Origin of the sequence: Microbulbifer sp. A4B17 (genome assembly GCF_003076275.1) — a bacterium.
In the GTDB taxonomy this organism is placed as follows: Bacteria; Pseudomonadota; Gammaproteobacteria; order Pseudomonadales; family Cellvibrionaceae; genus Microbulbifer.
Genome location: NZ_CP029064.1, coordinates 3,386,228 through 3,409,940, shown reverse-complemented (window position 1 = coordinate 3,409,940; position 23,713 = coordinate 3,386,228). Strand labels below are relative to the sequence as shown.

The following is a 23,713-nucleotide window of genomic DNA, read 5'->3' as shown; positions in this document are numbered from 1 at the left end:
CTCGATAAGTTCTACCAAACCCCTTGTAAACGCACGGCGAATTGATTGGTTTGATCTCCAGTAAAGTCGTCGTCACCTAGAGTGATATTCATCATAACTCGGACTTTCGGGTTGAAATAATAGTTGACCCCAAATGTGAAATTGCTGGCCCGCAGCTGGTGGAAATCCCGATTCTCTATTGTCGTGTATCTTGCGGCAACTTCCCAGGCCCCCTCTGGGGGGGATGGTTTTATTGACTTGAATGTCCCTTTCTTGGAATCGTAGGCTTTATGTTGCCCGGTAATTGCCCAGCTCCCCATAATGTACCAGGCGTGGACATCCTGACCGCCTATAAAGCACCCGGTTAACAGATCGCAAAAAAAGCTCGGTGGTAAACCGAAAAACTCCTCATACGTCAATTCAGAGAGATATATCTTCCCTGTAAAGTGACCGTATGCATACTCGGCCTGTGCAAATAGAGGGCCGTAAGTCGCTGCTAACTCGAAGCCGGTAATGTTGACCCGTCCCCCGGCGTCTCCCAGAAAAAACTCATCATCGCCGAACTCACCAAAGAAGTTAGATGATCCGCCAGGGGTGATAGCTATAAGTTGCTCTGGGCCACGTCGTCCTGCATAGGCAACTTCAGCAATAATATCGGGAGTGTCTTGATTGGCTTTCTCGTAACTTCGAGATATACCTAGATGCACAGTTGATAAGGGGGCGTTTATTGGGGCCCAAGTCAATCGTGCAGCAGTACCAAACCCTGAATTTCTCGGGTCGCCCGGTTCGCGGAGATTCATCAGGTTTAGGCCGAGGGTGTAACAACACCAATGTGTATGCCAACCTATTCCTTGTTGTCGGCCCCGCCCACTGTATATTCCTGCGGCTGAAGTGAATGCTCGCTCCATCAGCACCAAGTCATTGGAACTGGTAAGTTCATTAATTGAGCGGCTTGGCTTGAAATTACCGATGGTGAGTTTCCCGTTGTAAAACTGAGTTGCCAGGTATACGTCGCGAAGGCCTCCTGCTCCATCACTGGCAAAGTCCCGTTCGAGCTTGTAATCCCACTTCCAAAGTTTGCCTTTCATTGTTAGGCGAACTCGGCGAAAGTCTGTTGTGTTGACAGGGTCTTCCAGGTCTTTATCAAAAATATAAGTATCGAAGTGAATTCTTCCGCCAAGCTGTGCGGAGAAGTTCCCATCGTCGGATACGATTTTCAGCCCACCTTTTGTTTCGGCTTCATCAGCAATGACCTGAAAGTTAAATAAAAGAATTGAAATGACACAGTATGCTCCCCAACATTTCATTGGACGCCTCTTGTTGAGAGTTGTCATTGGCCACGGAAAAAGTGCTATTCGAGTTTAGCAATAGAAAAGGTTGGGGCGCAGGAGGGTATTAGAGAGGGCGCAGAATGTCTGCGCCGAAGATTATTGGCAAAACGGTGAATTAAAGACGCTCTAACTTGTAGCCTCTGTCGCCTAAGAATTCAATAACGCTACGATCGCCAACCAAGTGGCCAGCGCCGACAATAACAAATAAGGATTGGTAATTCGGTCCCTTCATGGCAATTTTTTCGGCCATCTTTTCATTACGCTTAAAGAATAGCGTGTCGTAAAGAGGTTTATATTCAGGGTTTTCAGTCAAGCCGTCGAGGATAATGAGGCGGTTTAGTGCTTCCTCATCACCTCGCTTCCATGCGCCGGTGAGCTTGGGTAAAAAAGATGGAATATTTCCAATTTGCTCAAGGGTTTGCTGGAAGAGCAATGCTGGGTTATCCAGGCCATTTAGCAATTGGAATTGTTGTAGTACTCCTTCTAATTCCAGGATGGGTCTGTCATCTTTTTTGGCTTTTAGCAGGAAGTGCCTATCAATACCGAGCTCAGGATTGAGGCCGTGGGCCTGCATCTCCATCATGCTTATAGAGATCATGGCAATGGCGGGGCGCTGCCGAATAAACATAGCTTCGGGCATATTTCTCTTTTGCATCCAGGACTTCAGTTGGCTATACAGCTCGGGTGGTAATTCGTCCTTCAGTGTGCGCTCGCCCTGGTAGACAGACTCCATCAAGATCCGTTGCTGTAACAGGCTGTCACCTTCGGCGGCGAGGATATCGGCTTCGACGGCAATTGCATCACTTTCGGCATAGGCTTGTTCAATTTGTGGGCGAAGAGGGTAAAAATCCTCTGTTGCCAAGTGCACAGAGCCTAATAAATAAACAGTCTTATCATCTTTGGTTGCTTTCCAGAAGATGCCTTTATCAGTCTCGGCAGCTGAAGCCCCTGCAGTGAGTAGAAGCAGTGTAAAGGTGAGCAAGAAACTTATTTGTCGGTGAAGCATTGTCAGGTCCTGAGTGGTTTGCCTCTGGGAATACTATCACTAACGCTTTCAGCTGCCATGGGGAGCTATCGAGTTCAGGAAATAGAGTCTCTGGATTGTGAATTAGTGACGACAGGCTGGGAAAATTTCCGGCATGGAGTCAAAATAGACCTTTTGGTTTACTGCCACGGAAGTCAAATTGAAGGTTGTACAGTTTTTGCCCAGTTTAGAGCTTGGGGTCACGGCAACTCTAGCGCTTGAGTTTGCAAATGAGTTGGTCAAGAGAGGCCACGAGTCACTGGTGATTTCTGCCGGCGGGCCACTGGAGGCACGGTTTCGTCTTCATGGCAGCGAGCATGTCAACTTCCCCAAAATCAGTGAGTCAGTGTGGTCTCTACGCCATAAATCTCGCCTGCGTAGAATTCTGGCGGAGTTACAACCGGATATTGTTCATACTTATGGCCGTTCAACCGCCTTTCTTACTTGGCGGGCTCTAAAGCGCGAACCAGCAGGTAGCCGCCCCAAGCTGGTGCCTTTGGTGGATCAATATTTGTCAAACAGCTACTTCAATAAAGGTGTGGCCTGTGGTGATGGGATTATCGCAACTTCACAGGGGATTGCGGAGCACCTGAAGAAGTCCTCCACTCGATTTACTGAAAAGTCGATAGAGATTATTTATCGCGGCATCAATATTCGCGAGTTTGATAATGAAAAACCTGTGGCAAGCCAGTGGCAATTAAAGCTTTTAAATAGCTACCCCCAGTTGGAGGGAAAAAACTGGTGGTTGATGCCGGGGGTTATCTCTGCAAGTGACGGGCAGGAAGCATTTCTACATATGTTTGCACAGGCTGCTGCACAAAGAGATGATATCCATGGAGTGATCGTAGGGCGCCTGGCAGATAATGATTTGCGCTACCTGAAAAAACTGGAAGCGCTTGCGCAGGACTTGAATCTTGGAGGTAGGGTTACTTTCCTTGGTGAGCGCCGCGATATGCGTGAGCTGTATGCAACTTCCCAGTTAGTTTTTCATCTTGCCAAAGAGGGGGATGAAAGTGGAAAGTACTCCAAAGAAGCGCTGGCGATGGGGCGTCCGGTAATTGCCTATTCCGATGGCTGTGCGGGGGAGGTTTTACAGAAATATTTTCCCGATGGTTTAGTGCGGCGGGGTGACATGACGGCTCTGGTCGAATTGAGTTTAAATCTTGTTAGCCGGCCAAGCACTTTGAATTCACAAGATTTTAGCTATGCGGTTGCCGCGGATAAAACTGTAGTTTTTTTTCAGGGTCTTTTAAATTGATTAAAGCCTGTGTTCAATTGTGCGAATATCCAGAAAAATATTTAATGGTTTAGCGGCTAAAAGTTAAAGTGCCCATTTAATGAGGCAAAATCAAAACCAGGGTTTGGCCTGTTGGTTCTGGCATTAGAAAAGTGGCTGTAGCGTAAAGATAAAACGTGGCCTCTGGAAAAGCGGTACCCAAAAGCAAAATGCAGGGCGAAATTGAGTTTGGTACTTAGCTCGATATCACCGAAGTTCTTTTGGCTCAAATAAGATGCGCCCGCACCAGCTTCGGCAAATCCGCCCTGTAGTTCACTGCGGGGATACCAGCGCAGAATAGGTTTTATTTCAAAAATATTTTGCTGCTGGTTTTCACTTTGGTGCTCGGTTCGCATACGGGAGTAACTGCCTTGTCCCCACCATTGAAGGGAGTTATTACCAATACTAAAAGAAGACAGTAGGTGGGAGTAGCTAAATCCGGCCATTTCCGCGGCCGAGATTGATCGAAACTGCATCAATTCATTTCCTAATCCTTTGCCGGCACTTGCAATAAACTCGGACTCCGCATAGGTCAGAGGAGCCAGAAGGAGTCCGCCGGCAAAAAAATAGGCACAGTATTTATAAGTGCTGTATTTTTCGTTAAAGGCCACTGATTTGCGCATAACTTCGCAGTAATTACTGATAGAGCTGTTTTAAAGACTAGTGGGAAAGGGTTCGATGGCAAGTTCAAAAAGAAGGCTTGCCATCGGCTTCTTCCTTTCTTATCGCCACTGCCGTTTCAGTTGCCGGAGTGCGTCAGAATGTAGTTGTCGTGCCCGTTCCTGGCTAAGCCCTAATTGCTCACCAATAACTCGAAAAGAGCAGTCTTTGTCAGAAATTAATCCGTACCTCAGATTAAGGACTGTCCTTTGTCTTGCGGGAAGGCGGGAAACAGCTTCTCGGAGGCGCTGAGCCAGCTCCTGGTTGGTTACCAGCTCGTCCGTATTGTAAAGCTCATCTGCAGGTGCGTAGTCCAGTCTGGTACTGCTCTGGTCATCTGCTACTGGGTCATCCAGTGATCCGGTGGGTCCTGGTAGTTTTAACAGGCTTTGAATTCTCTCGATGTCCAGTCCCGTATGGCGGGCCAGGTTGTCATCGGATGCAGGTTGCCCTAGGGCGCGGACTTCGCCAATGGCCCTGTAAATTGCCCTCAGGTCATCCTGGACGTTGGCAGGTTGTCGGACGAGATCTTCATTGCGGCGAAGGGCCAGCTGAATTTCTTGTTGAATCCACCAATAGGCATAGGTGGAAAAACGGTATCCCATTTGAGGCTTGAAGCGCTCAATTGCTTTCATTAGCCCAACATTGCCCTCTTGTATTAAATCGATAAAGGGAACAGATGGGTTGCGAAAGCGTTTCGCAATAGCAATAACCAGGCGAAGGTTGCACTGGATCAGTTTTTTGCGCTGTTTTTGAAACCGCTGTAATAGCCCGGTTAATCTGCTGCGATTGCGTCTATCCAAATACTCGCATGAGAGAAGTGCTTCTGTGTGGGCAATGATTAATCCGTGGTCGTAGGCGCCAGTGCTGCCCCGTTGCTCTACACCCTCGCTACGCAGCTGGACCAGTTCGGTACCGCTTTCCTGGAGGGTGGAAATCAGCTTTTCCTCCAGGTCGCGTAATAGGCAAGTGGTGCTGTGCTCTTCCTCCGGAGTTAAAAGCTCAAGCCTGTACAGGTGCTTGAGGTAGCTCTGCATTGGGGTGGTGCCGCTCTCGGAGAGGGAGTCGCCCGTTGCGTGAATCTCTTCCACATCAGGGTCTTGCGCGACCTGTGGGTCGGTCTCGTTAGCACCCTGGCAGGAGTCAGAGAGTGGTTCGCCTGTATCCTTCAGCCATTCTTCATCCCTTGAGTAAAAATGTTCTCGGGACAAGTGCTTAAACCTTCTGTTGGCTGTGTAAGTACTACACGCTGTTTAGTCTCTCAAGGCGCTAATGGCGCCTATTCCTTTCTCACTATAGAAGAGTGTTGTTGAAAGCGCCTCGGCTAGATGTGACTGCAAAGTAGTGGAGGGGCGGCGGGCAAGGATATATCCCCACCTGCCGGATGCTGGATTGAGCAGGTGTTACTTTATACGTTTTACGCGGAGCTTGTGGCCGCCGTCAGACGGCACCATAAAGAAGGAACCGAATAGGGCTCGTTCTAGAACTACTGCGTCGCCGATTTTCCAGTTAACCCCTCTTGAATCACTTTGTTTCCACAGCTGGCCGTTATCAAGAGTGATAAGGCGTTTATCGTGAGCTGCCATTTTAATGGCGACAATTTTCGCTTCGATTTGCTCGGGAGCTTCTTCGGATATACGTTTCTGCTCTTGGCCAAACTCTTTAATTGCATGTTGATCAAGTGAGTTGGCTAACTGGTCATAGCATGCGAGTCGACCATCTACTGGCTTGATCTCGGAGCAGGATTTTATTTGGTCCTTGAGGGAGCTTGAGAATGCTAATGGGGCAAAAAGTGTCAGTAGGGCAAATACAATAAATGCTTTCATGGTTCAGGTTGTCGACTTATTTGCTAATTATGACTTTTATTCTGCCTGACATGATCGATGTGAACAAATAAATTTGGGAAAAGGCTCACACTTTTCGGCTTTCCAACATGAAAGAATTTGCGTAATAGCACAGGTTGAGCAGGACGCTGCCTCAAAGGTTGATACAAGTAGGTTAATGTGCAGGTGGTGGTGCCAGGAATGATGACTAATTACTGATTAAATTGCTAAAAACTATCAGTCTGAGCTAATAAATAAAACTAAACTATCCAGGGGCGGAAAAATGAAGGGGTTGCTAAAACCGGTAGCACTGTTTGCTGTTGTGATTGGGTATGTATCTTGCGAGGGAATAAACCTCCTTGTGTCTGATCGGTCTGTGGCCCATGCCGTAGGAGTTGTATTTAGTGAGCGTGATGAGCAGTCCGTAGATTACAGCCAGTATTCGGGAGACTCCCAGGATATAGAATTGTTTGATGACTCGGATATGTTGGAATTTGATGGAGATGTATTTGCCGATGCGCCAGAGCATATGCCACCACCAGGCGAGGGGGCGGGCGGTAACGATGGTGATGAAAAGGGTTTTGGCGAATAGCTGCTGGGCCCAATTTATATAGTGCTTTAATGGGCAGAGCCTCGAGATTGCAACTCCAGGCCTGACCCAAAGATCAGAGTGTTTATTTCTTTTGTGCGCTGAAGTGCTTTCCGCTCACGGTTCTGCTTTCATCGCCCATCAAGTACAGATAGGTGGGCATGATATCTTCTGCGGAGGTCACTGACTGCGGGTTTTCCGCCGGGTAGGCGGTTGCTCGCATTGTTGTTCGGGTTGCTCCGGGGTTTAGGGTGTTCACGCGAGTATTGGAAACCCCTTCGAGTTCATCAGCAAGTACCTGCATTAACCCTTCAGTAGCGAACTTTGATACGGAATAGGCTCCCCAGTAGGCTCTCCCTTTGACCCCCACGCTGGAACTTGTAAAAACAATAGACCCCGCTTCCGACTCCTCCAGCAGGGGCAGCATTGCTTTTGTTAGGCCGAATGCAGCATTGACATTGACCTGCATTACCTGTTGCCAGGTGTTGAAATTGTAATTCCCGACAGGGGTGCGTTGCCCGAGTAGGCCGGCATTGTGTAAGAGTCCATCCAGGCGGCCGAACTCGGTGCGAATAGCTTCGGCGAGGTTTTCAAAATCTTCTATTTTGGCCGCGGCGAGGTCCATGGGGAAAATGGCTGGTTGTGGTCCACCGGCAGTCTCAATTTCGTCATAGACCGTTTCTAATTTGGGGGTTGTACGGCCAAGCAAAATTACCGTTGCGCCGTGAGCAGCAAAAGTCTTAGCTGCAGTTTTGCCTATGCCGTCTCCGGCACCGGTGACAAGAATAATTTTGCTCTTTAAAAGGTCGGAGGGCGCTTGGTAGTCGCCGACAAAGTCTGACATGAAATATCCCGATACTTTCACCAGGCCTGGGTGCCCGGCGTTACTTCAAGTTTAAAAATAGTGTTGTTCTAGGAGGGGCCAAATTTCGTTGGCGGAATTTACCAGGTGGTCTGCTCCCCAGTTAGCGGGGTTGTCTGCGGAATCAATGTAGCCATATCCGCAGGCGATGGTGGGCATGCCGGCCTTTTGTCCCGCTATGATATCGCGCTTGTGGTCACCGATATAAATTGCTTCGGCAGGAGCACACCCAATTTGGCTACAGGCTAAAAATAGGGGCTCGGGGTCCGGCTTGGACTTACTGACATGGTCTGGGCAAACAATTGCGGAGGCTGGGGGCAGGTGTGTAAATGCCTCCATGAGCGGAGTGGTAAATGCCTCCGGTTTGTTGGTGACAATCCCCCATGGAAGGTTGTTGTCAACTAGGTTGTCTAGCAGGCTTTCGATGCCGGGAAAGGTCGTTGTCTTCTCTGCGAGGTGTGCAAGGTAGAGGTCCAGTAATCTTTGCAGCAGCCCGGGAAACGCGGGATCATTTTCTTCTTTGTTAAACCCCAGTGTAACCAGTGCCCTGGAACCATTGGAAACAGTCCCGCGGATTGTCTCGTCGGGGAGCGGGGGCAGTTGCTCCTGTTGGCGCAGTTGATTTAATACAACAATAAAATCTGGCGCTGTATCAAGCAGGGTACCATCGAGGTCAAATAAAACAGCTTTCATTTTGCAGTTCACTTATTCTGGTTTGCTGGCATACATCAAATAATTGACGTCGACATCCCGGGGATTCAATTTGTAGCTGCGGGTAACCGGGTTATAAGTCATACCGGTTATATCGCACGCTTCCAGGGACTCATCGCGCAGCCAGGCGCCCATTTCTGAGGGGCGAATAAACTTACTGTATTCATGAGTGCCCTTGGGCAGTAAGCGTAGGACATATTCTGCCCCAACTACGGCAAACAGCCACCCTTTAGGGGTGCGGTTGATCGTGGAGAAAAATAGTTTGCCACCGGGTTTTACCAGTTTTGCACAGGCGCGAATGACAGAAGAGGGGTCTGGTACATGCTCAAGCATCTCCAAACAGGTGACAATATCAAAGCTCTCGGGCGCTTCTTCTGCCAGTTCCTCTACTGCCACTTTGCGATAATTGACGCTGACGCCACTTTCGAGAGCATGAAGTTTGGCGACATTGAGTGGGGCCTCCCCTAGATCGATGCCAGTGACATCGGCTCCCCTCTGTGCCATGGCTTCTGCCAGGATGCCACCACCGCAGCCCACATCGAGGAGCTTCTTACCGGCAACCGGAGCATACCCGTCAATGTAATTTGCACGCAGTGGATTGATTTCGTGTAGGGGTTTGAACTCGCCTTCCTTGTCCCACCAGCGGCTGGCAAGTTGCTCAAATTTGGCGATTTCTGAGGGATCTACATTGCTCATGAACTTCTCTGCAAACTCCGTCGCTCGTAACCGGCATTTTTCAGTGATTGGGCCGGAATCAGTTATCTAGCGTAAATTTCCGCTGATTCTATCACGCCATATTTGCGCCCGCTGGATAACCTCAGTTTCGTTTAAGGTTTGTAGCTGGCGCCCCTTTAAAAGTTGTCGCCCTGCAACCCAGACATCGCTGACATTGTGTCCTCCGTTGGCATAAATCAACTGGGACACTGGGTCATGCAAGGGCTGCTGTTCTAGACCGCCGAGATTGATAGCTGCAATGTCTGCGCTTTTACCTACTTCCAGGCTTCCGGTTATATCTTCAATTCCCAGTGCTTTGGCTCCGTTGATGGTCGCCATGCTCAGTGTCTGATGCGCGGGTAGGGCTGTTGCGTTCCCGCTAACAGCTTTTGCCAGTAGTGCGGCTGTGTTGGCTTCGGAGAACAGGTCTTGGGTGTTATTGCTCGCAGCGCCATCGGTGCCAAGGGATACGTTGATGCCGGCTTCCAGCATGTCATAAGTCGGGCAAAAGCCTGAGGCGAGTTTGAGGTTGGATGATGGGCAGTGAGAAACATGGGCGCCACTTGAACTCATTAGCTCAATGTCTCGTTGGTTAGTGGCCACCATATGTACACAAAGTGTCTGCGGCCCCAGCAGCCCAAGGCGGAATAGCCGCTCGGTGGGCCGCTCTCCAGTAGCGTTCAGGGCGCTTTCAACTTCAGCGTGGGTCTCGTGGAGGTGCATTTGCATGGGGATTTGCGCTTCAGCAGAGCAGACTGCAATTTTTTCCAGTGTTTTATCCCCCACGGTATAGGGGGCGTGGGGTGCAAATACCACTTCAATTCGATCGTGCGCTCGGTAATCATCGCGTAACGCCAATCCTTTGTGCAGGGCCTCATCGCTATTGCGGCTCCAGGGGGTTGGGGCATCCAGCACGGGGAAGGCAATATGGGCCCTGATTCCGCTCTCCCGCGCAGCAATGGCGACGGCTTCCGGAAAGAAGTACTGATCAGAAAAAGTGGTTGTACCAGAGCGCAGCATCTCGGCAATCGCTTGCCGGCTGCCGTCAGCTACAAATTGCGGACCTACCCAGCGTTGCTCTGTCGGCCAGATGTGCTGCTCCAGCCACTCTTTAAGGGGGCGGTCATCAGCGTAGCCGCGCAATAGTGTCATGGGCGCATGGTTGTGAGTATTAATTAACCCTGGAATCAGTGCGTGTTGCCCCAGGTCAACTTCATCTTTTGCCTTAAAACGAATTGAGGCCTCAGCTGTGGGTACCAGGGCAGAGATTTTGCCCTTCTCTATTGCGAGCGAACAATTTTCGTACACTTTTTTGTCGGGTACGACGGGTATGATCCAGCGCGCGTGGATCAGGGTATCGACAGCTTGTTGCATGGAGAGATATCTGGTGGCTGCTGTGGGGGTGTTTTACTGTAGCTGCAGTCATTGAGGGCGACAACTATGGTTTGCGCCGCAGTTGTATATCTCCGAGTCCTGCAGCTCCAAACATCTCAAACTATGGTAGAATCGCCCGCTTATCCCGGGCACAGTACGTACGCCCGCGCTATAAAAGGAACGCCGTAAGCCATGGGCGAATTAGCCAAAGAAATCTCTCCGATTAATATCGAAGAAGAACTCAAGCAGTCTTATCTCGACTATGCCATGAGCGTGATTGTCGGGCGCGCACTGCCGGATGTACGCGATGGCCTCAAGCCGGTACACCGCCGCGTGCTCTACGCGATGAGCGAGCTTAAAAACGACTGGAATAAACCTTACAAGAAATCAGCGCGTGTCGTTGGTGATGTAATCGGTAAATATCACCCGCACGGAGACACTGCGGTCTACGACACTATTGTGCGTATGGCGCAGCCGTTTTCTATGCGTTACACCTTGGTAGATGGCCAGGGTAACTTCGGCTCTATCGATGGTGACAGTCCAGCTGCCATGCGATACACCGAGATTCGTATGGATAAGTTGGCCCACGAGCTGCTGTCCGACCTCGATAAAGAAACTGTTAATTTTGTCGATAACTACGATGGTTCTGAGCAAATGCCGGAGGTATTGCCTTCCCGTGTGCCGAACCTCTTGGTCAATGGTTCCTCCGGTATTGCGGTGGGCATGGCCACCAATATCCCTCCCCATAATCTGGGTGAGGTGATCAAGGCTTGTCTGGCTCTGATCAATAATTCCGAGTTGACCGTCGACGACCTGATGGAGTACATCCCCGGGCCGGACTTCCCCACGGGCGCCATCATCAATGGCCGCGCCGGTATCCTGCTGGCCTACCGCACTGGCCGTGGGCGCATTTATGTGCGTGCCAAAGCAGATGTGATCCGCGATGACAAGACCAATCGCGAAACCATCATCATTACTGAGATCCCCTTCCAGCTGAATAAGGCGCGCTTGATCGAGCGTATTGCTGAGCTGGTGAAAGAGAAAAAGATCGAGGGTATCTCTGAGCTGCGCGATGAGTCCGACAAAGACGGCTTACGCGTAGTGATTGAGCTTAAGCGGGGAGAGCTGGGTGATGTGGTTCTGAATAACCTCTATTCCCAGACCCAGCTGGAAAGCGTCTTCGGTATCAATATGGTGGCCCTGGTCGATGGCCAGCCCAAGGTATTGAACCTCAAAGAGCTGCTCGAGCACTTTATTCGCCACCGCCAGGAAGTCGTTACCCGTCGTACGGTTTACCTGTTGCGCAAAGCCCGCGAGCGCGGCCATATTCTGGAAGGTCTGGCGATTGCCATCGCCAATATTGATCCGGTAATTGAGCTGATCAAATCTTCCGCCACGCCGGCAGATGCCCGCGAGGCGTTGCTGGCTAAAGGCTGGCCTGTGGGTAATGTACAGCAGTTCCTGGAACGGGCTGGTGCTGATGCCTGCCGTCCAGATGATCTGCCGCAAGAATTTGGTCTGCGCGACGACTCTTACTACTTGTCCCCGGCCCAGGCTCAGGCAATTCTCGAATTGCGCCTGCACCGCCTGACGGGCATGGAGCACGACAAGCTGTTGGCAGAATACCAGGATCGACTGGAGCAGATTGCAGAATACCTGCATATCCTCGGCAGCTTCGAGCGACTGATGGAAGTGATCCGCGAAGAACTGGAACAGCTGTCAAAAGACTTTAACGATGAGCGTCGTACCGATATCGTTGCGTCTCGCCAGGATCTGACCGTTGAAGACCTGATTACCCCGGAAGATAAGGTAGTAACTATCTCCCACGGTGGTTACGCCAAGAGCCAGCCGCTGACCGATTATCAGGCCCAGCGCCGTGGTGGTATGGGTAAATCCGCGACCCAGGTGAAAGACGAGGACTTCGTCGAACACCTGTTGATCGCCAACTCCCATGACACCCTTCTGTGCTTCTCCAATAAGGGCAAGGTGTACTGGCTGAAAGTCTACGAAGTGCCCACCGCTGGCCGAGCCTCCCGTGGTCGCCCAATGGTTAATATGCTGCCCTTGGAAGAGGGTGAGCGTATCAGCAGCATGATGCCGGTGTCCGAGTACGACGAAAATCACTTTATCTTCTTCACCACTGCCAATGGCACCGTGAAGAAAACCCCCCTCACCGCTTTTGCCCGCCCCCGCAGTGTTGGTTTGCGTGCAATTGAATTGGAGGAGGGCGATCGCCTGGTAGCCACTGCGATTACCGATGGTGAGCGCGATGTAGCGCTGTTTACCAGCGCCGGTAAAGCAGCGCGCTTCTCCGAGTCCAATGTGCGCTCTATGGGTCGTGTTTCCCGTGGTGTTCGCGGTATTCGCATGCAGGAAGGTCAGCAGGTTATCGCTATGGTTATCCCTGAAGAGGGTGGCTCTGTGATGATGGCTACTGAGAATGGTTACGGTAAGCGCACAGCTATCAGCGAATTCCCCACCAAGGGACGCGGTACCCAGGGTGTTATTGCGATCGCGGAAAGTGAACGTAACGGTGCCTTGGTTGGGGCCTGTCAGGTGCACCCAGGTGAGGAGATGATGTTGATCTCCGACCAGGGCACTCTGGTGCGTACCCGTGTTGATGAAGTGTCTGTACTTGGGCGCAACACGCAGGGGGTGCGAGTGATTCGCCTGAAGACTGGCGAGAAGCTGGTTGGTCTCGGTCGCATTGAAGAGACCGAAGATGACGGTGAAGAAAACGGTGGGGAAGAGTGACCCACCGCTCCAGACCACTAAGAAAGGCTGCGTTTATCGCGGCCTTTCTTGCCTTTGGCTCCCACGAAAAACGCTAAAGGCGCGATATCTATCCCCCTGAATGGCAGTTTGTGCGTAGACACATCTAGTTGTATTTGAAACCTTTTTTGTATTGTGGAAATCAGCTCATGAGGAAGTTTAATTTCTGTGCAGGCCCTGCCGCTTTGCCGCAGCCCGTACTGGAGCAGGCGCAAAGGGAATTGCTCGATTGGCAAGGGCTCGGTTGCTCTGTAATGGAGGTCAGCCACCGTTCTCCAGAGTTTGTTGAGGTAGCTGAGCGGGCCGAACAGGATCTCCGCGATCTGCTCAGTGTGCCGAGCAACTACAAAGTATTGTTTCTTCAGGGTGGGGCAACTGGGCAGTTCAGTGCAGTGCCCTGGAATCTTCTCGGTGCCGGCTCTACTAAAGCTGAATTTATTCATTCCGGTAGTTGGGCGGCCAAGGCGATCAAAGAAGCTCGTCGCTACGGCGAGGTAAATGTGGTCGCATCCAGTGAGGATCGCAACTTCAGCTATGCACCTGCAGCAGGCAGCTGGCAGTCGAGTGGGGATGCGGCTTATTTCCACTATACCCCCAACGAGACGATTGGCGGTGTTGAGTTTGGCTATGTGCCGGAAGTGGAGTGCCCGCTAGTGGCGGATATGTCCTCAACTATTTTGTCTCAACCGGTTGAGGTGGAAAAGTTCGGCGTTATCTATGCCGGTGCGCAGAAAAATATTGGCCCCTCAGGTATCGCTGTAGCCTTGATTCGGGATGATTTACTCGATCGCTCACTGGAAAATATTCCTCGCAGTTTGAGCTGGAAGGTGGCGGCAGAAGCGGGCTCTATGGATAACACGCCACCTACTTTCGCTTGGTACTTATCTGGTCTTGTCTTCCAGTGGTTGAAAGGTCAGGGGGGTGTTGATGCGATGGCGAAGCAGGCCGATGCTAAATCCAAAATGCTGTACGACTTCCTCGACAGCAGTGACTTTTTCTCCAGTCCGGTTGAGTACGGGAGTCGCTCCCGCATGAATGTGCCCTTTGTGTTGGCTGACGACCGCCTGGATAAGCAGTTTTTGATTGAGTCAGAAGAAGCAGGTTTGTTGAGCTTAAAGGGGCACCGCTCTGTGGGTGGTATGCGCGCGTCGCTGTATAACGCCGTTCCTATGGAGGCAGTGGAAGCGCTTGTGGCATTTATGGCGGATTTTGAAGCGCGTAAGGCTTAGATGGTTAATTCAATATTGATGATTTCTAGAGAAAGTAGATAAACAAATGGCAGAGGAAACTGTAAGTGGCGACCAGCGCCTGCTGGAGCTGCGCAATCAGATCGACAGTATTGATGGCGAGATTGCTCGCTTAATCAGTGAGCGGGCTCGCTGCGCCCTGGAGGTTGCAGAGGTCAAGAAGGCCACAGGCGAAGATGCTCTCTATTATCGGCCAGAGCGTGAGGCACAAGTGCTGCGCAAGGCTATGGAGCGCAATAACGGTCCGCTGACTGATGAAGAAATGGCGCGACTGTTTCGCGAAATTATGTCGGCCTGCCTAGCCTTGGAAGAGCCCGTCAAAGTAGCCTACCTGGGCCCTGAGGGTACCTTTACCCAGCAGGCGGCATTAAAGCACTTCGGCAATTCTGCCCAGAGCCGGCCACTGGCGGCAATTGATGAGGTTTTCCGTGAGGTAGAAGCTGGTGCCGTCAGTTATGGTGTTGTGCCGGTAGAAAACTCTACCGAAGGGGTGATCAACCACACCCTGGACAACTTTATGCACTCCAACCTGAGTATCTGCGGTGAGGTGGAGCTGCGTATCCATCATCACTTGATGATCTCAGATGTAACGCGCCCAGAGTCAATCACTCGTATTTATTCCCATGCGCAGAGCCTGGCGCAGTGCCGCAAGTGGCTTGATGCCCATTATCCCAATGTGGAGCGTGTGGCGGTTGCCAGTAATGCGGATGCGGCCAAGCGCGTTAAGGGTGAGTGGAATGCTGCGGCGATAGCCGGCGATATGGCAGCAGAGCTCTACGGGCTGAAAGTGTTGTCGGAGAAAATAGAAGATCGCCCGGATAATTCCACCCGCTTCCTGATTATTGGTACCCAGCAAGTACCTGCGAGTGGGGATGATAAGACCTCATTGATGGTATCAATGCGCAATGAGCCAGGTGCTCTGCATGACCTTTTGGAGCCGTTCCGTCGCTACAGTGTCGATTTGACTCGGGTAGAGACGCGGCCATCGCAGTCTGGCAACTGGACTTATGTGTTCTTTATCGATTTCAGTGGACACCGCGATACCCAGGGAATTGCCGAGGCATTAAAAGAAGTTGGTGACTGCGCTTCAGACTTGAAAGTGCTGGGCTCCTATCCTCGCGGAGTGCTGTGATGGCACAGGCTCAAATTGGCCGACTGCTGGTTGTTGGGATCGGCTTAATTGGGGGGAGTTTTGCCCTTGCGCTAAAAGCTGCAAGGGCTTGCAGAGAGGTTATCGGGGTTGCTCTGGAGGAGAGTGTCTGCGATGAAGCCAGGGCGCTCGGTATTGTTGATCGGGCCAGCACCAGTCTCGAGCTGGTATTGCCGCAGCTGGAGCCGGGCGATCTGGTGTTTGTGGCTGTGCCGACACTGGCGATTGAGCCTGTATTCGCGCAGCTGAAAGAACACCTGCCGGCGGGAGTCACTGTGACAGATGGTGCCAGCGTAAAAGGTAGCGTGGTGACAGCGGCAGAAAAAGTGTGGGGGAGTGCTCCAGATTTTTTGGTGCCAGGGCACCCAATCGCTGGTTCTGAAAAGAGTGGCGTTACCGCGGCGAGAGATGATCTCTATAGGGATCACCGCATTATCCTGACGCCGCTTGCGAATACAGGGGCTGCTCATTTGCAGCTTGTGGAGCGAGCATGGCAGGCCGTGGGAGCTGAGCCCCTGACAATGTCAGTGGAGGAGCACGACGAGGTTCTGGCTGCTACGAGCCATCTTCCCCATGTCATCGCTTTTAGTCTTGTGGACACTTTGGCCCACGATGCGGAAAACGAAAATATTTTCCGCTATGCGGCGGGGGGCTTCCGTGATTTTACCCGTATCGCTTCCAGTGACCCGGTCATGTGGCGAGATATTATGCTCGCCAATCGGGATGCCATCTTAAAGGCCATCGACCTATACAGCCTCAACCTTTCTTCCCTGCGCGACGCTATTGCCTCAGGTGATAGCGCTGCCCTGATGGGGGTTTTTACCCGTGCCAAAGCGGCACGGGATCACTTTACCAAAATGTTGGCAAAACAAGCGTATTCGGAATCTATGCAAGAACAAGAGATTACTTTTATCGTGCAGCCGGGCGAGGCTGTAAATGGCAAGCTCAGGGTGCCGGGGGACAAATCCATGTCGCACCGCTCAATTATGCTGGGCTCCCTGGCCGAGGGAGTTACAGAAGTTGAGGGTTTCCTGGAGGGTGAGGATGCACTGGCAACCCTGCAGGCTTTCCGCGATATGGGGGTCGTGATTGAGGGGCCGGACAATGGTCGGGTTGTAATTCATGGTGTGGGCCTTAATGGCTTGCAGGCACCGCCCGGACCGCTATATCTCGGTAACTCCGGGACCTCCATGCGCCTGTTGGCTGGATTGCTTGCCGGACAGGACTTCGACGTAACACTCACTGGCGATGAATCCCTGTCAAAGCGCCCGATGAATCGCGTGGCTAATCCTCTGCGTGAGATGGGTGCAAATATTGAGACTGGCCCGGAAGGCCGTCCGCCGCTTTTAATTAAGGGTGGTAGTGCGTTGAAAGGGATCGATTACCCGCTGCCGATGGCCAGTGCTCAGGTGAAATCAGCGGTATTGCTGGCTGGGCTCTATAGTGAGGGTCAAACGTCTACCGTTGAGCCGGCGCCCACAAGAGATCATACAGAGCGCATGTTGCAGGGCTTTGGTTATAAGGTGGAGCGGGATGGTGCTCAGGCTAAACTGGCGGGCGGCGGCTCACTGAAATCCTGTCGCATCGATGTGCCTGCCGATATTTCTTCAGCCGCATTCTTTATGGTTGCTGCAGCCATTTCTCCCGGTTCCGATATCGTGCTGGAGCATGTGGGAATCAACCCGACCCGAGATGGGGTTATCAATATCCTCCGTGCAATGGGTGGCAATGTTGAATTGCTGAATATGCGCGAAGTGGGGGGTGAGCCGGTGGCGGATATTCGCGTTCGCTATGCGCCCTTGAAGGGAATTCGCATCCCTGAGGATCAGGTGCCCCTGGCGATTGATGAGTTTCCCGCATTGTTTGTTGCGGCAGCTTGTGCAGAAGGTGAGACCGTCCTGACTGGTGCGGAGGAGTTGCGGGTCAAGGAAAGTGACCGGATTCAGGCAATGGCAAATGGCTTAATTGCACTTGGGGTAAAAGCTGAGCCAACACCGGACGGTATCGTGATCCAGGGCTGTAAAGAGGGTGCGGTATTTTCTGGTGGCACCGTCGATAGCCTGGGGGATCACCGCATTGCTATGGCGTTTGCAGTGTCATCGCTACGCGCAAAGGATACAATCCGCATCCTTCACTGCGCCAATGTGGCGACCTCATTCCCGAACTTTGCCGAACTGGCAACGGGCGCGGGTCTCAAGTTGCAGTTGGCGTGATACGGGCATTCAGGTTTGGGCGGTTGTGGTTCGCTTGAGTGCATCCGCCAGAGATGTTGAGTTGTATAGATAATATGAGTGATACAAACGGGTTGCCACCAGTAGTTACCATTGATGGTCCCAGTGGTTCGGGCAAGGGGACCATTGCAAAGCTTTTGGCTGATCGCCTGAGCTTTTCCTTGTTGGACTCCGGGGCCCTTTATCGGGCTGCAGCTTTGGCCGCACTTAATAAGGAAGTTGATCTCTCCAATGACAAGCTGCTGACCGAATTGGCGAAAGACCTCGATGTGCGCTTTATCGTGAGTGCCGGTCAGTTGCAGGTGTGGCTGGAAGAGAGTGACGTCACCGCAGATATCCGTATGGAGCGGGTAAGCATGGCCGCTTCCAAGGTCGCGGCAATTCCCGGAGTGCGGGCAGCGCTGCTGCAGCGCCAGCGGGACTTCCGCCAGGCCCCCGGCTTGGTTGCCGATGGCCGGGATATGGGCACTACCGTGTTTCCCGACGCTCCGGTCAAGGTTTACCTAACCGCCAGCGCTGAGGAGCGCGCTAACAGGCGTTTCGCTCAGTTGCAGGAGAAGGGGGTTTCTGTTAGCCTCCGCGACCTGCTGGAGGACATCCGTGCCCGAGATGCACAGGATATGAACAGAAAAGCCTCCCCCCTGGCTCCCGCTGAGGATGCGGTTGAGCTGGATAGTACGGGGGTGAGTATCGATGAAGTCCTCCGAAAAGTGCTCGATTTGGTTCAGGACCGTATTTCACCCTGAAGTTCGGGCAGTAATTAGTTTTCTAACGACAGCGGCCGGGATCAGCCAGAATCGCCCGGCCGTTATCGTAATCCGACCCGCGTGCTGGCAGCGCGGTTGGGGTCGCGGCTGGCGGTTGACTAGACTTAACAGTTACCAACGGCTGGACCCAGCACTATAGGTAATGTAATGAGCGAGAGCTTTGCTGATCTATTTGAAGAGAGCCTGAAAAGCGTTGAAATGGCACCGGGCGCAATTGTTACTGGTGTTGTAATCGACGTAGATAAAGACTGGGTTACCGTTCACGCGGGCCTGAAGTCTGAAGGCGTTATCCCTGCTGCACAATTCGCCAACGATAAAGGTGAAGTTGAGCTGCAGGTGGGCGACGAAGTACAGGTTGCCCTGGAAGCTGTAGAAGACGGTTTCGGTGAAACCCGTCTGTCCCGCGAAAAAGCCAAGCGCGCTGAAGCCTGGAAAATCCTCGACGCAGCTCACGCAGCTGACGAAGTGGTTAAGGGTGTTATCAGCGGTAAGGTTAAAGGTGGCTTTACTGTTGATGTTGCCAATATCCGTGCGTTCCTGCCCGGCTCTCTGGTTGACGTTCGTCCGGTTCGCGACACCGCGCACCTGGAAGGTAAAGAGCTCGAGTTCAAAGTTATCAAGCTGGACTCCAAGCGCAACAACGTAGTTGTTTCCCGCCGCGCCGTTATGGAAGCTGCCACCTCCGAAGAGCGTGAAGCTCTGCTGGAAAGCCTGCAGGAAGGCATGAGCGTCAAGGGTATCGTGAAGAACCTGACCGACTACGGTGCTTTCGTAGACCTGGGCGGCATCGACGGCCTGCTGCACATCACCGATATGGCCTGGAAGCGCATCAAGCATCCGAGCGAGATCGTGAACGTTGGCGACGAGATTGAAGTAAAAGTACTGAAGTTCGACCGCGAGCGCAGCCGTGTATCCCTGGGCCTGAAGCAGTTGGGCGAAGATCCTTGGGTATCCATCAAGCAGCGTTACCCAGAGAACAGCCGCGTGAAGGCGGTTGTAACCAACCTGACCGACTACGGCTGCTTTGCCGAGCTGGAAGAAGGTGTGGAAGGTCTGGTACACGTTTCCGAAATGGATTGGACCAACAAGAACATCCACCCGTCCAAAGTTGTCCAGGTTGGCGACGAGGTAGAGGTGATGATCCTGGATATCGACGAAGAGCGTCGTCGTATCTCCCTGGGTATCAAGCAGTGCCAGGAAAATCCGTGGGATGCTTTCGCGCGTAAATTCGCTAAGGGCGACAAGATCTCCGGTAAGATCAAGTCCATCACTGACTTCGGTATCTTCATCGGTCTCGACGGCAGCATCGACGGTCTGGTTCACCTGTCCGACATCTCCTGGAACGAAGCTGGCGAAGAAGCTGTTCGCAAGTTCAAGAAAGGCGACGAAATCGAGACTGTTATCCTGGGTATCGATTCCGAGCGTGAGCGCATCTCTCTGGGCGTCAAGCAGTTGGAGTCCGATCCGTTCTCCGATTACGTTACCACCAGCGATCGCGGCAGCATCGTTGTAGGTACTGTTAAGGAAGTTGACGCTAAGCAAGCAGTAATCACCCTGGCGGACGAGGTAGAAGGCGTACTGCGCGCTTCTGAAATCAGCCGCGACAAGGTTGAAGATGCTCGCAACGTTCTGAAAGAAGGCGAAGAAGTAGAAGCTAAGATCACCAGCGTGGATCGCAAGAACCGCGTGATCAGCCTGTCTATCAAAGCCAAAGATCAGGACGACGAGAAACAAGCCATCAAGGATCACAGCAAGAAGCAGTCTGAACAAGTTCAGCCCGCTACTATCGGTGACTTGATCAAGGCTCAAATGAATAACAAAGACTAATCGTCTTTGAGTGTTCATAGCTCCAAATGGACCATTTGGAGCGACCCGAAAGCCGGACTGGGGTTGCCCAGTCCGGCTTTCTATTAGATGATTAGTGCTCTACTCCAGAATAATCAATGACTTACAAAGGTTGCGGAGCGCATGACCAAGTCCGAACTGATCGAAAGGATTGCGTTGAGGTTGGATCAGCTGCCAGTTAAGGATGTAGAGCTGGCGGTAAAAGTGGTGCTTGACACCATGTCAGATGCTCTATCCCAGGGTGAGCGTATAGAGATACGTGGTTTTGGTAGTTTTTCTCTTCACTACCGGGCCCCTCGTACAGGCCGGAACCCCAAAACTGGGGATGCAGTTGCTCTTGCGGGAAAGTATGTTCCCCATTTTAAGCCCGGCAAAGAGTTGCGCGACAGAGTGAATCGAAGTATGCACGATGAAGCAGGGATCGAAGTATGATTAGACTCCCGAACACTGCTGTTTAGCAGTTGTTTTGCGGGGGGTAAGCTTCGTCGCTGATCGATAAAGTTATTTTGTGGAACGTGGAGGTTCCCTTGTCATTTTTGCGTTGGCTGACACGCATTGTCTATGGGGTTGTTGCCCTGCTTTGTATCGCATTGGGGATCTATTTCGCGGTTGCCAACCCAGAAACTATTGCGCCCAATATTGTGGGTTATCAATTGCCAGCGGGCAGTGTTGGCTTTTGGTTGATTGGCTTTTTGTTGCTGGGGTTGTTGCTGGGTTTTGTCGTTAGCCTGCAGCCCGTTTATGCCAAGCGCCGCCAGGTGCGGTCGCTCGAGAAGCAGTTGAAGAAAATGGAGCGGGAATTACACTCCGCCCATCGCAAGGTTTCTGGAGACTGATTTGCTCGATTTTACCTATTTCTTTTTCCTGCTTGCGGCAATCGCGATTGGCTGGGTGCTGGGTCGGGGCAGTGCCAAAAAGAAAGTGGCAGATTATAGCGAGCAAGAGCATGCGCTGGTGCGCTCTTATGCTCAGGGTTTGAATTACCTGTTGAGTGAGCGCCACGACGATACTATCGATAAGTTTATTGATTCCCTTGAAGTTAGCCAGGCTACTTTTGATACCCATCTTGCATTGGGAAGCTTGTTACGGAGAAGGGGTGAGTACGATCAGGCAATTCGGGTTCATCAGAACCTGCTTGGTCGCCCAAGCTTATCCAGGGTTAGTCAAAATAAAGCCCAGTTTGAACTCGCCTGCGATTATATTTCTGCTGGCTGGCTGGATAGAGCTGAGCGATTGCTGCAGGAGCTGGTCGAGACCTCTCAGGAGTTGAAGGCTATTAGCCTGGAGCGCCTGATTGAAGTTTATCGGGATGAGAGGGAGTGGGCTAAAGCCATACATGCAGTAAATCTTCTCCATGGCCGAAGGTTCAAGCGCCTATCAGCTGACTGGGCGCCGGTTCAGGCGCACTTTTGCTGTGAGCTGGCAGAAGAATCGATGGCGGCGAAGGATTATCTCAGCGCGAGAAAGCATATCGACTCTGCCTTGAGTTATGAGCGCAATTCTGTAAGGGCGAGTCTGTTGTGGGGGCGCCTGGAATATTTGCTCGGTAAGCCTAAAGAGGCCATTAAGGTATTGCAGCGAATTCCCAAGCAGAGCCCGGACTATATCCCTGAAATTCTGGAGTTGTTGATCACCTGTTACGGGGATTTAGGGGATGGCAAGGGGTTGGATCGCTATCTTGAATCCCTGTTGAGGGAGTACCCCTCTAACAGCGTATTAATTGCCTTGACTGAGCGTATCCAAAAGCAGGATAGCGAGGCCGCAGCTGCTGCTTTTATGGGGAAGCAGTTGGCTCTGCGACCTTCTTTGCGGGGTTTGGGGCGTTTTCTCGATCTCCATATAGATAGCACCGAGGGCAGGGCGAGGGAAAATCTCTCCCTGCTCAAAACATTAATTGATCAGCTAATAGCGAGTCGCCCTCATTATCGCTGTAGTAATTGCGGGTTTTCAGGCAACCAGTTGCACTGGTTGTGCCCGAGCTGCAAACACTGGGACTCAGTGCGCTCCGTTAAGGGGATTGAGGGTGAGTAATTTAGCTGCTGCCATACCTGGCCCATTGATGGTCGGGGCAGTTTTAAAAATGAATGAGGTATTTCTTGCAGTCTAAAGTTTCTTCTCCGGTTATCGTTGCTCTGGATTACGACAATGCTGAGTCTGCACTGGCTATGGCGGATCAGCTTGATCCGTCGCTATGTCGGGTGAAGGTCGGTAAAGAGCTGTTTACTGCAGCAGGGCCCGATCTGGTGAAAACCCTGGTTGACCGGGGGTTCGAAGTGTTTTTGGACCTTAAATTTCACGATATTCCGAATACTGTTGCGAAGGCGGTGAAAGCTGCTGCGAAGCTGGGTGTTTGGATGGTTAACGTGCACGCAAGCGGTGGTGAGCGGATGATGTCAGCCGCTGTTGAGGCTTTGCAGGAATTTGGTGCGGACAAGCCCCTGCTGATCGCAGTCACTGTACTTACCAGTACAACTGCTGATGAGTTGGCTGCTACTGGTGTGGCCGCCCCGCTTGAGAAGCAGGTGCTGCACCTGGCTTCCCAAGCTCAATCCTGCGGGCTTGACGGAGTGGTCTGCTCTGCTCGTGAAGCTCAAGTGTTGCGCAGTGAGTGTGGCCCGGGTTTTTCTTTGGTAACGCCAGGAATTCGCCCTGCGGGCTCTGATGCCGGCGACCAGCGGCGTACGTTGACGCCTGCTGAAGCGCTGACACAGGGCTCCGACTTTCTGGTCATTGGTCGACCTATTACTGCTGCACCTGAGCCTCTCTCAGCCTTGAAGTCAATCCTGGTTGAAATGGCAGGTTAGGATGGTTGTCTTGCTTCGTAACTTGTAATGATGTGTAATTAGGCCTGAGCCGACAGAAAGTCGCTGGTTGATATCATGGCGTTGCTTGGGGGAGGTATTGCAGTCCCAAAGTGAAACTGATAATTCACTGGGAGTGAGCCATGAAATTGACCTACCGATTGTTTTCTGTTGTTTTTGCATTAGTTTTTTCGCTCTTTCTGAGCCCTTCTATATACGCGGGGGAGCCAGAAAGTATTGATACCAAAGAGGTGATGTTGTCAGTCAATGTCAACAGTGCCTCAGCTGCTGAGCTTGCCGATAAGCTGGATGGTATTGGTGAGGCGCGTGCGCAGTTGATTATTGAGTATCGCGAAGAACATGGCCCGTTCACCTCTGTAGAACAGTTGCTGAATGTTAAAGGTATAGGCGCGGCAACCCTGGATAAAAACAGGGGCATAATTCGGCTCTAGAAGTTTACAGGTCCCGATTGGTAGGCTCTTTACCGCCTCCAGTCGGGGTTTTAGCTGACTAGCAAGAGAGTCGTGATAGATGAGTTCCCTTGGTATTGCTCAACT

22 protein-coding genes are annotated in these 23,713 nt (G+C 51.9%); 13 read left to right on the top strand and 9 right to left on the bottom strand.

Annotated features, from left to right (window positions below; translation table 11 throughout):
* Positions 1–11: 11 nt before the first annotated feature.
* Together BTJ40_RS15070 and BTJ40_RS15065 are read right to left on the bottom strand one after the other, a co-directional pair.
* Positions 12–1,286 carry an OprO/OprP family phosphate-selective porin gene (locus BTJ40_RS15070; RefSeq protein ID WP_108733866.1) on the bottom strand — a complete coding sequence of 425 codons (1,275 nt, stop codon included), beginning with the start codon at positions 1,284–1,286 and terminating at the stop codon, positions 12–14.
* A gap of 139 nt (positions 1,287–1,425) precedes the next feature.
* On the bottom strand, positions 1,426–2,316 hold the full coding sequence (locus BTJ40_RS15065) for a TraB/GumN family protein (RefSeq protein ID WP_108733865.1): 891 nt from the start codon (positions 2,314–2,316) through the stop codon (positions 1,426–1,428).
* A 178-nt stretch (positions 2,317–2,494) separates the two neighbouring features.
* Here BTJ40_RS15065 and BTJ40_RS15060 point away from each other — a divergent pair, with 178 nt between their 5' ends.
* On the top strand, positions 2,495–3,592 hold the full coding sequence (locus tag BTJ40_RS15060) for a glycosyltransferase (RefSeq protein ID WP_108733864.1): 1,098 nt from the start codon (positions 2,495–2,497) through the stop codon (positions 3,590–3,592).
* 56 nt (positions 3,593–3,648) lie between these two features.
* Here the strand turns inward: BTJ40_RS15060 and BTJ40_RS15055 are convergent, their stop codons facing one another.
* From BTJ40_RS15055 to BTJ40_RS15045, 3 genes are all read right to left on the bottom strand, one after another.
* Positions 3,649–4,233: an acyloxyacyl hydrolase gene (locus BTJ40_RS15055; RefSeq protein ID WP_108733863.1), complete on the bottom strand. Its 585-nt coding sequence runs from the start codon at positions 4,231–4,233 to the stop codon at positions 3,649–3,651.
* A gap of 99 nt (positions 4,234–4,332) precedes the next feature.
* The gene (locus tag BTJ40_RS15050) at positions 4,333–5,481 is read right to left on the bottom strand and encodes an RNA polymerase sigma factor RpoD/SigA (RefSeq protein ID WP_108733862.1); all 1,149 of its coding nucleotides are present in this window, start codon (positions 5,479–5,481) and stop codon (positions 4,333–4,335) included.
* A 192-nt stretch (positions 5,482–5,673) separates the two neighbouring features.
* Positions 5,674–6,096 carry a hypothetical protein gene (locus tag BTJ40_RS15045; protein ID WP_108733861.1) on the bottom strand — a complete coding sequence of 141 codons (423 nt, stop codon included), beginning with the start codon at positions 6,094–6,096 and terminating at the stop codon, positions 5,674–5,676.
* Positions 6,097–6,376: 280 nt separating this feature from the next.
* Between BTJ40_RS15045 and BTJ40_RS15040 the strand changes: the two genes are divergently transcribed.
* Entirely contained in the window at positions 6,377–6,685 is a 309-nt protein-coding gene (locus tag BTJ40_RS15040; RefSeq protein ID WP_108733860.1) for a hypothetical protein, read from the top strand.
* A gap of 82 nt (positions 6,686–6,767) precedes the next feature.
* On the opposite strand, the gene BTJ40_RS15035 is transcribed toward BTJ40_RS15040, so the two are convergent.
* From BTJ40_RS15035 to BTJ40_RS15020, 4 genes are all read right to left on the bottom strand, one after another.
* A complete protein-coding gene (locus BTJ40_RS15035; protein ID WP_108733859.1) occupies positions 6,768–7,526 on the bottom strand; it encodes a YciK family oxidoreductase in 759 nt (252 codons plus the stop codon).
* A 51-nt stretch (positions 7,527–7,577) separates the two neighbouring features.
* Entirely contained in the window at positions 7,578–8,237 is a 660-nt protein-coding gene (locus BTJ40_RS15030; RefSeq protein WP_108733858.1) for an HAD family hydrolase, read from the bottom strand.
* Between the two features lie 12 nt (positions 8,238–8,249).
* Positions 8,250–8,951 carry a bifunctional 2-polyprenyl-6-hydroxyphenol methylase/3-demethylubiquinol 3-O-methyltransferase UbiG gene (ubiG, locus tag BTJ40_RS15025; protein WP_108733857.1) on the bottom strand — a complete coding sequence of 234 codons (702 nt, stop codon included), beginning with the start codon at positions 8,949–8,951 and terminating at the stop codon, positions 8,250–8,252.
* Positions 8,952–9,017: 66 nt separating this feature from the next.
* Positions 9,018–10,343: a TRZ/ATZ family hydrolase gene (locus tag BTJ40_RS15020; RefSeq protein WP_108733856.1), complete on the bottom strand. Its 1,326-nt coding sequence runs from the start codon at positions 10,341–10,343 to the stop codon at positions 9,018–9,020.
* Between the two features lie 192 nt (positions 10,344–10,535).
* Here BTJ40_RS15020 and gyrA point away from each other — a divergent pair, with 192 nt between their 5' ends.
* The 11 genes from gyrA (at position 10,536) to BTJ40_RS14965 (ending at position 23,608) form a co-directional block, all read left to right on the top strand.
* Positions 10,536–13,097, top strand: a complete 2,562-nt coding sequence (gene gyrA, locus BTJ40_RS15015; protein WP_108733855.1) for a DNA gyrase subunit A — start codon at positions 10,536–10,538, stop codon at positions 13,095–13,097.
* Positions 13,098–13,264: 167 nt separating this feature from the next.
* Positions 13,265–14,344, top strand: coding sequence for a 3-phosphoserine/phosphohydroxythreonine transaminase (gene serC, locus BTJ40_RS15010; protein ID WP_108733854.1), 1,080 nt, complete (start codon positions 13,265–13,267; stop codon positions 14,342–14,344).
* A 46-nt stretch (positions 14,345–14,390) separates the two neighbouring features.
* The gene (gene pheA / locus BTJ40_RS15005; RefSeq protein WP_108733853.1) at positions 14,391–15,494 is read left to right on the top strand and encodes a prephenate dehydratase; all 1,104 of its coding nucleotides are present in this window, start codon (positions 14,391–14,393) and stop codon (positions 15,492–15,494) included.
* Positions 15,494–17,725 (top strand): bifunctional prephenate dehydrogenase/3-phosphoshikimate 1-carboxyvinyltransferase, encoded by a 2,232-nt coding sequence (locus BTJ40_RS15000; RefSeq protein ID WP_108733852.1) that lies wholly within the window; start codon positions 15,494–15,496, stop codon positions 17,723–17,725. Before pheA ends, BTJ40_RS15000 begins: the two co-directional genes overlap by 1 nt.
* A 74-nt stretch (positions 17,726–17,799) precedes the next feature.
* Positions 17,800–18,489: a (d)CMP kinase gene (gene cmk / locus BTJ40_RS14995; RefSeq protein WP_108733851.1), complete on the top strand. Its 690-nt coding sequence runs from the start codon at positions 17,800–17,802 to the stop codon at positions 18,487–18,489.
* 168 nt (positions 18,490–18,657) lie between these two features.
* Positions 18,658–20,337, top strand: coding sequence for a 30S ribosomal protein S1 (gene rpsA / locus BTJ40_RS14990; RefSeq protein ID WP_108733850.1), 1,680 nt, complete (start codon positions 18,658–18,660; stop codon positions 20,335–20,337).
* Between the two features lie 141 nt (positions 20,338–20,478).
* On the top strand, positions 20,479–20,787 hold the full coding sequence (gene ihfB / locus BTJ40_RS14985; protein WP_108733849.1) for an integration host factor subunit beta: 309 nt from the start codon (positions 20,479–20,481) through the stop codon (positions 20,785–20,787).
* Between the two features lie 95 nt (positions 20,788–20,882).
* Entirely contained in the window at positions 20,883–21,191 is a 309-nt protein-coding gene (locus BTJ40_RS14980) for a lipopolysaccharide assembly protein LapA domain-containing protein (RefSeq protein ID WP_238152018.1), read from the top strand.
* A 1-nt stretch (position 21,192) separates the two neighbouring features.
* Entirely contained in the window at positions 21,193–22,386 is a 1,194-nt protein-coding gene (gene lapB, locus BTJ40_RS14975) for a lipopolysaccharide assembly protein LapB (RefSeq protein ID WP_108733848.1), read from the top strand.
* Between the two features lie 53 nt (positions 22,387–22,439).
* The gene (gene pyrF / locus BTJ40_RS14970; protein ID WP_108733847.1) at positions 22,440–23,159 is read left to right on the top strand and encodes an orotidine-5'-phosphate decarboxylase; all 720 of its coding nucleotides are present in this window, start codon (positions 22,440–22,442) and stop codon (positions 23,157–23,159) included.
* A gap of 140 nt (positions 23,160–23,299) precedes the next feature.
* The gene (locus tag BTJ40_RS14965) at positions 23,300–23,608 is read left to right on the top strand and encodes a helix-hairpin-helix domain-containing protein (RefSeq protein WP_108733846.1); all 309 of its coding nucleotides are present in this window, start codon (positions 23,300–23,302) and stop codon (positions 23,606–23,608) included.
* Positions 23,609–23,713: the final 105 nt, after the last annotated feature.

What these genes read in the sequence shown, in the direction of transcription:
- BTJ40_RS15070 (WP_108733866.1), bottom strand. Translation starts at nt 1,286, where the DNA reads ATGAAATGTTGGGGAGCATACTGTGTCATTTCAATTCTTTTATTTAAC.
- BTJ40_RS15065 (WP_108733865.1), bottom strand. Translation starts at nt 2,316, where the DNA reads ATGCTTCACCGACAAATAAGTTTCTTGCTCACCTTTACACTGCTTCTA.
- BTJ40_RS15055 (WP_108733863.1), bottom strand. Translation starts at nt 4,233, where the DNA reads ATGCGCAAATCAGTGGCCTTTAACGAAAAATACAGCACTTATAAATAC.
- BTJ40_RS15045 (WP_108733861.1), bottom strand. Translation starts at nt 6,096, where the DNA reads ATGAAAGCATTTATTGTATTTGCCCTACTGACACTTTTTGCCCCATTA.
- BTJ40_RS15040 (WP_108733860.1), top strand. Translation starts at nt 6,377, where the DNA reads ATGAAGGGGTTGCTAAAACCGGTAGCACTGTTTGCTGTTGTGATTGGG.
- BTJ40_RS15035 (WP_108733859.1), bottom strand. Translation starts at nt 7,526, where the DNA reads ATGTCAGACTTTGTCGGCGACTACCAAGCGCCCTCCGACCTTTTAAAG.
- BTJ40_RS15030 (WP_108733858.1), bottom strand. Translation starts at nt 8,237, where the DNA reads ATGAAAGCTGTTTTATTTGACCTCGATGGTACCCTGCTTGATACAGCG.
- ubiG (WP_108733857.1), bottom strand. Translation starts at nt 8,951, where the DNA reads ATGAGCAATGTAGATCCCTCAGAAATCGCCAAATTTGAGCAACTTGCC.
- BTJ40_RS15020 (WP_108733856.1), bottom strand. Translation starts at nt 10,343, where the DNA reads ATGCAACAAGCTGTCGATACCCTGATCCACGCGCGCTGGATCATACCC.
- gyrA (WP_108733855.1), top strand. Translation starts at nt 10,536, where the DNA reads ATGGGCGAATTAGCCAAAGAAATCTCTCCGATTAATATCGAAGAAGAA.
- serC (WP_108733854.1), top strand. Translation starts at nt 13,265, where the DNA reads ATGAGGAAGTTTAATTTCTGTGCAGGCCCTGCCGCTTTGCCGCAGCCC.
- pheA (WP_108733853.1), top strand. Translation starts at nt 14,391, where the DNA reads ATGGCAGAGGAAACTGTAAGTGGCGACCAGCGCCTGCTGGAGCTGCGC.
- BTJ40_RS15000 (WP_108733852.1), top strand. Translation starts at nt 15,494, where the DNA reads ATGGCACAGGCTCAAATTGGCCGACTGCTGGTTGTTGGGATCGGCTTA.
- cmk (WP_108733851.1), top strand. Translation starts at nt 17,800, where the DNA reads ATGAGTGATACAAACGGGTTGCCACCAGTAGTTACCATTGATGGTCCC.
- rpsA (WP_108733850.1), top strand. Translation starts at nt 18,658, where the DNA reads ATGAGCGAGAGCTTTGCTGATCTATTTGAAGAGAGCCTGAAAAGCGTT.
- ihfB (WP_108733849.1), top strand. Translation starts at nt 20,479, where the DNA reads ATGACCAAGTCCGAACTGATCGAAAGGATTGCGTTGAGGTTGGATCAG.
- pyrF (WP_108733847.1), top strand. Translation starts at nt 22,440, where the DNA reads ATGAGGTATTTCTTGCAGTCTAAAGTTTCTTCTCCGGTTATCGTTGCT.
- BTJ40_RS14965 (WP_108733846.1), top strand. Translation starts at nt 23,300, where the DNA reads ATGAAATTGACCTACCGATTGTTTTCTGTTGTTTTTGCATTAGTTTTT.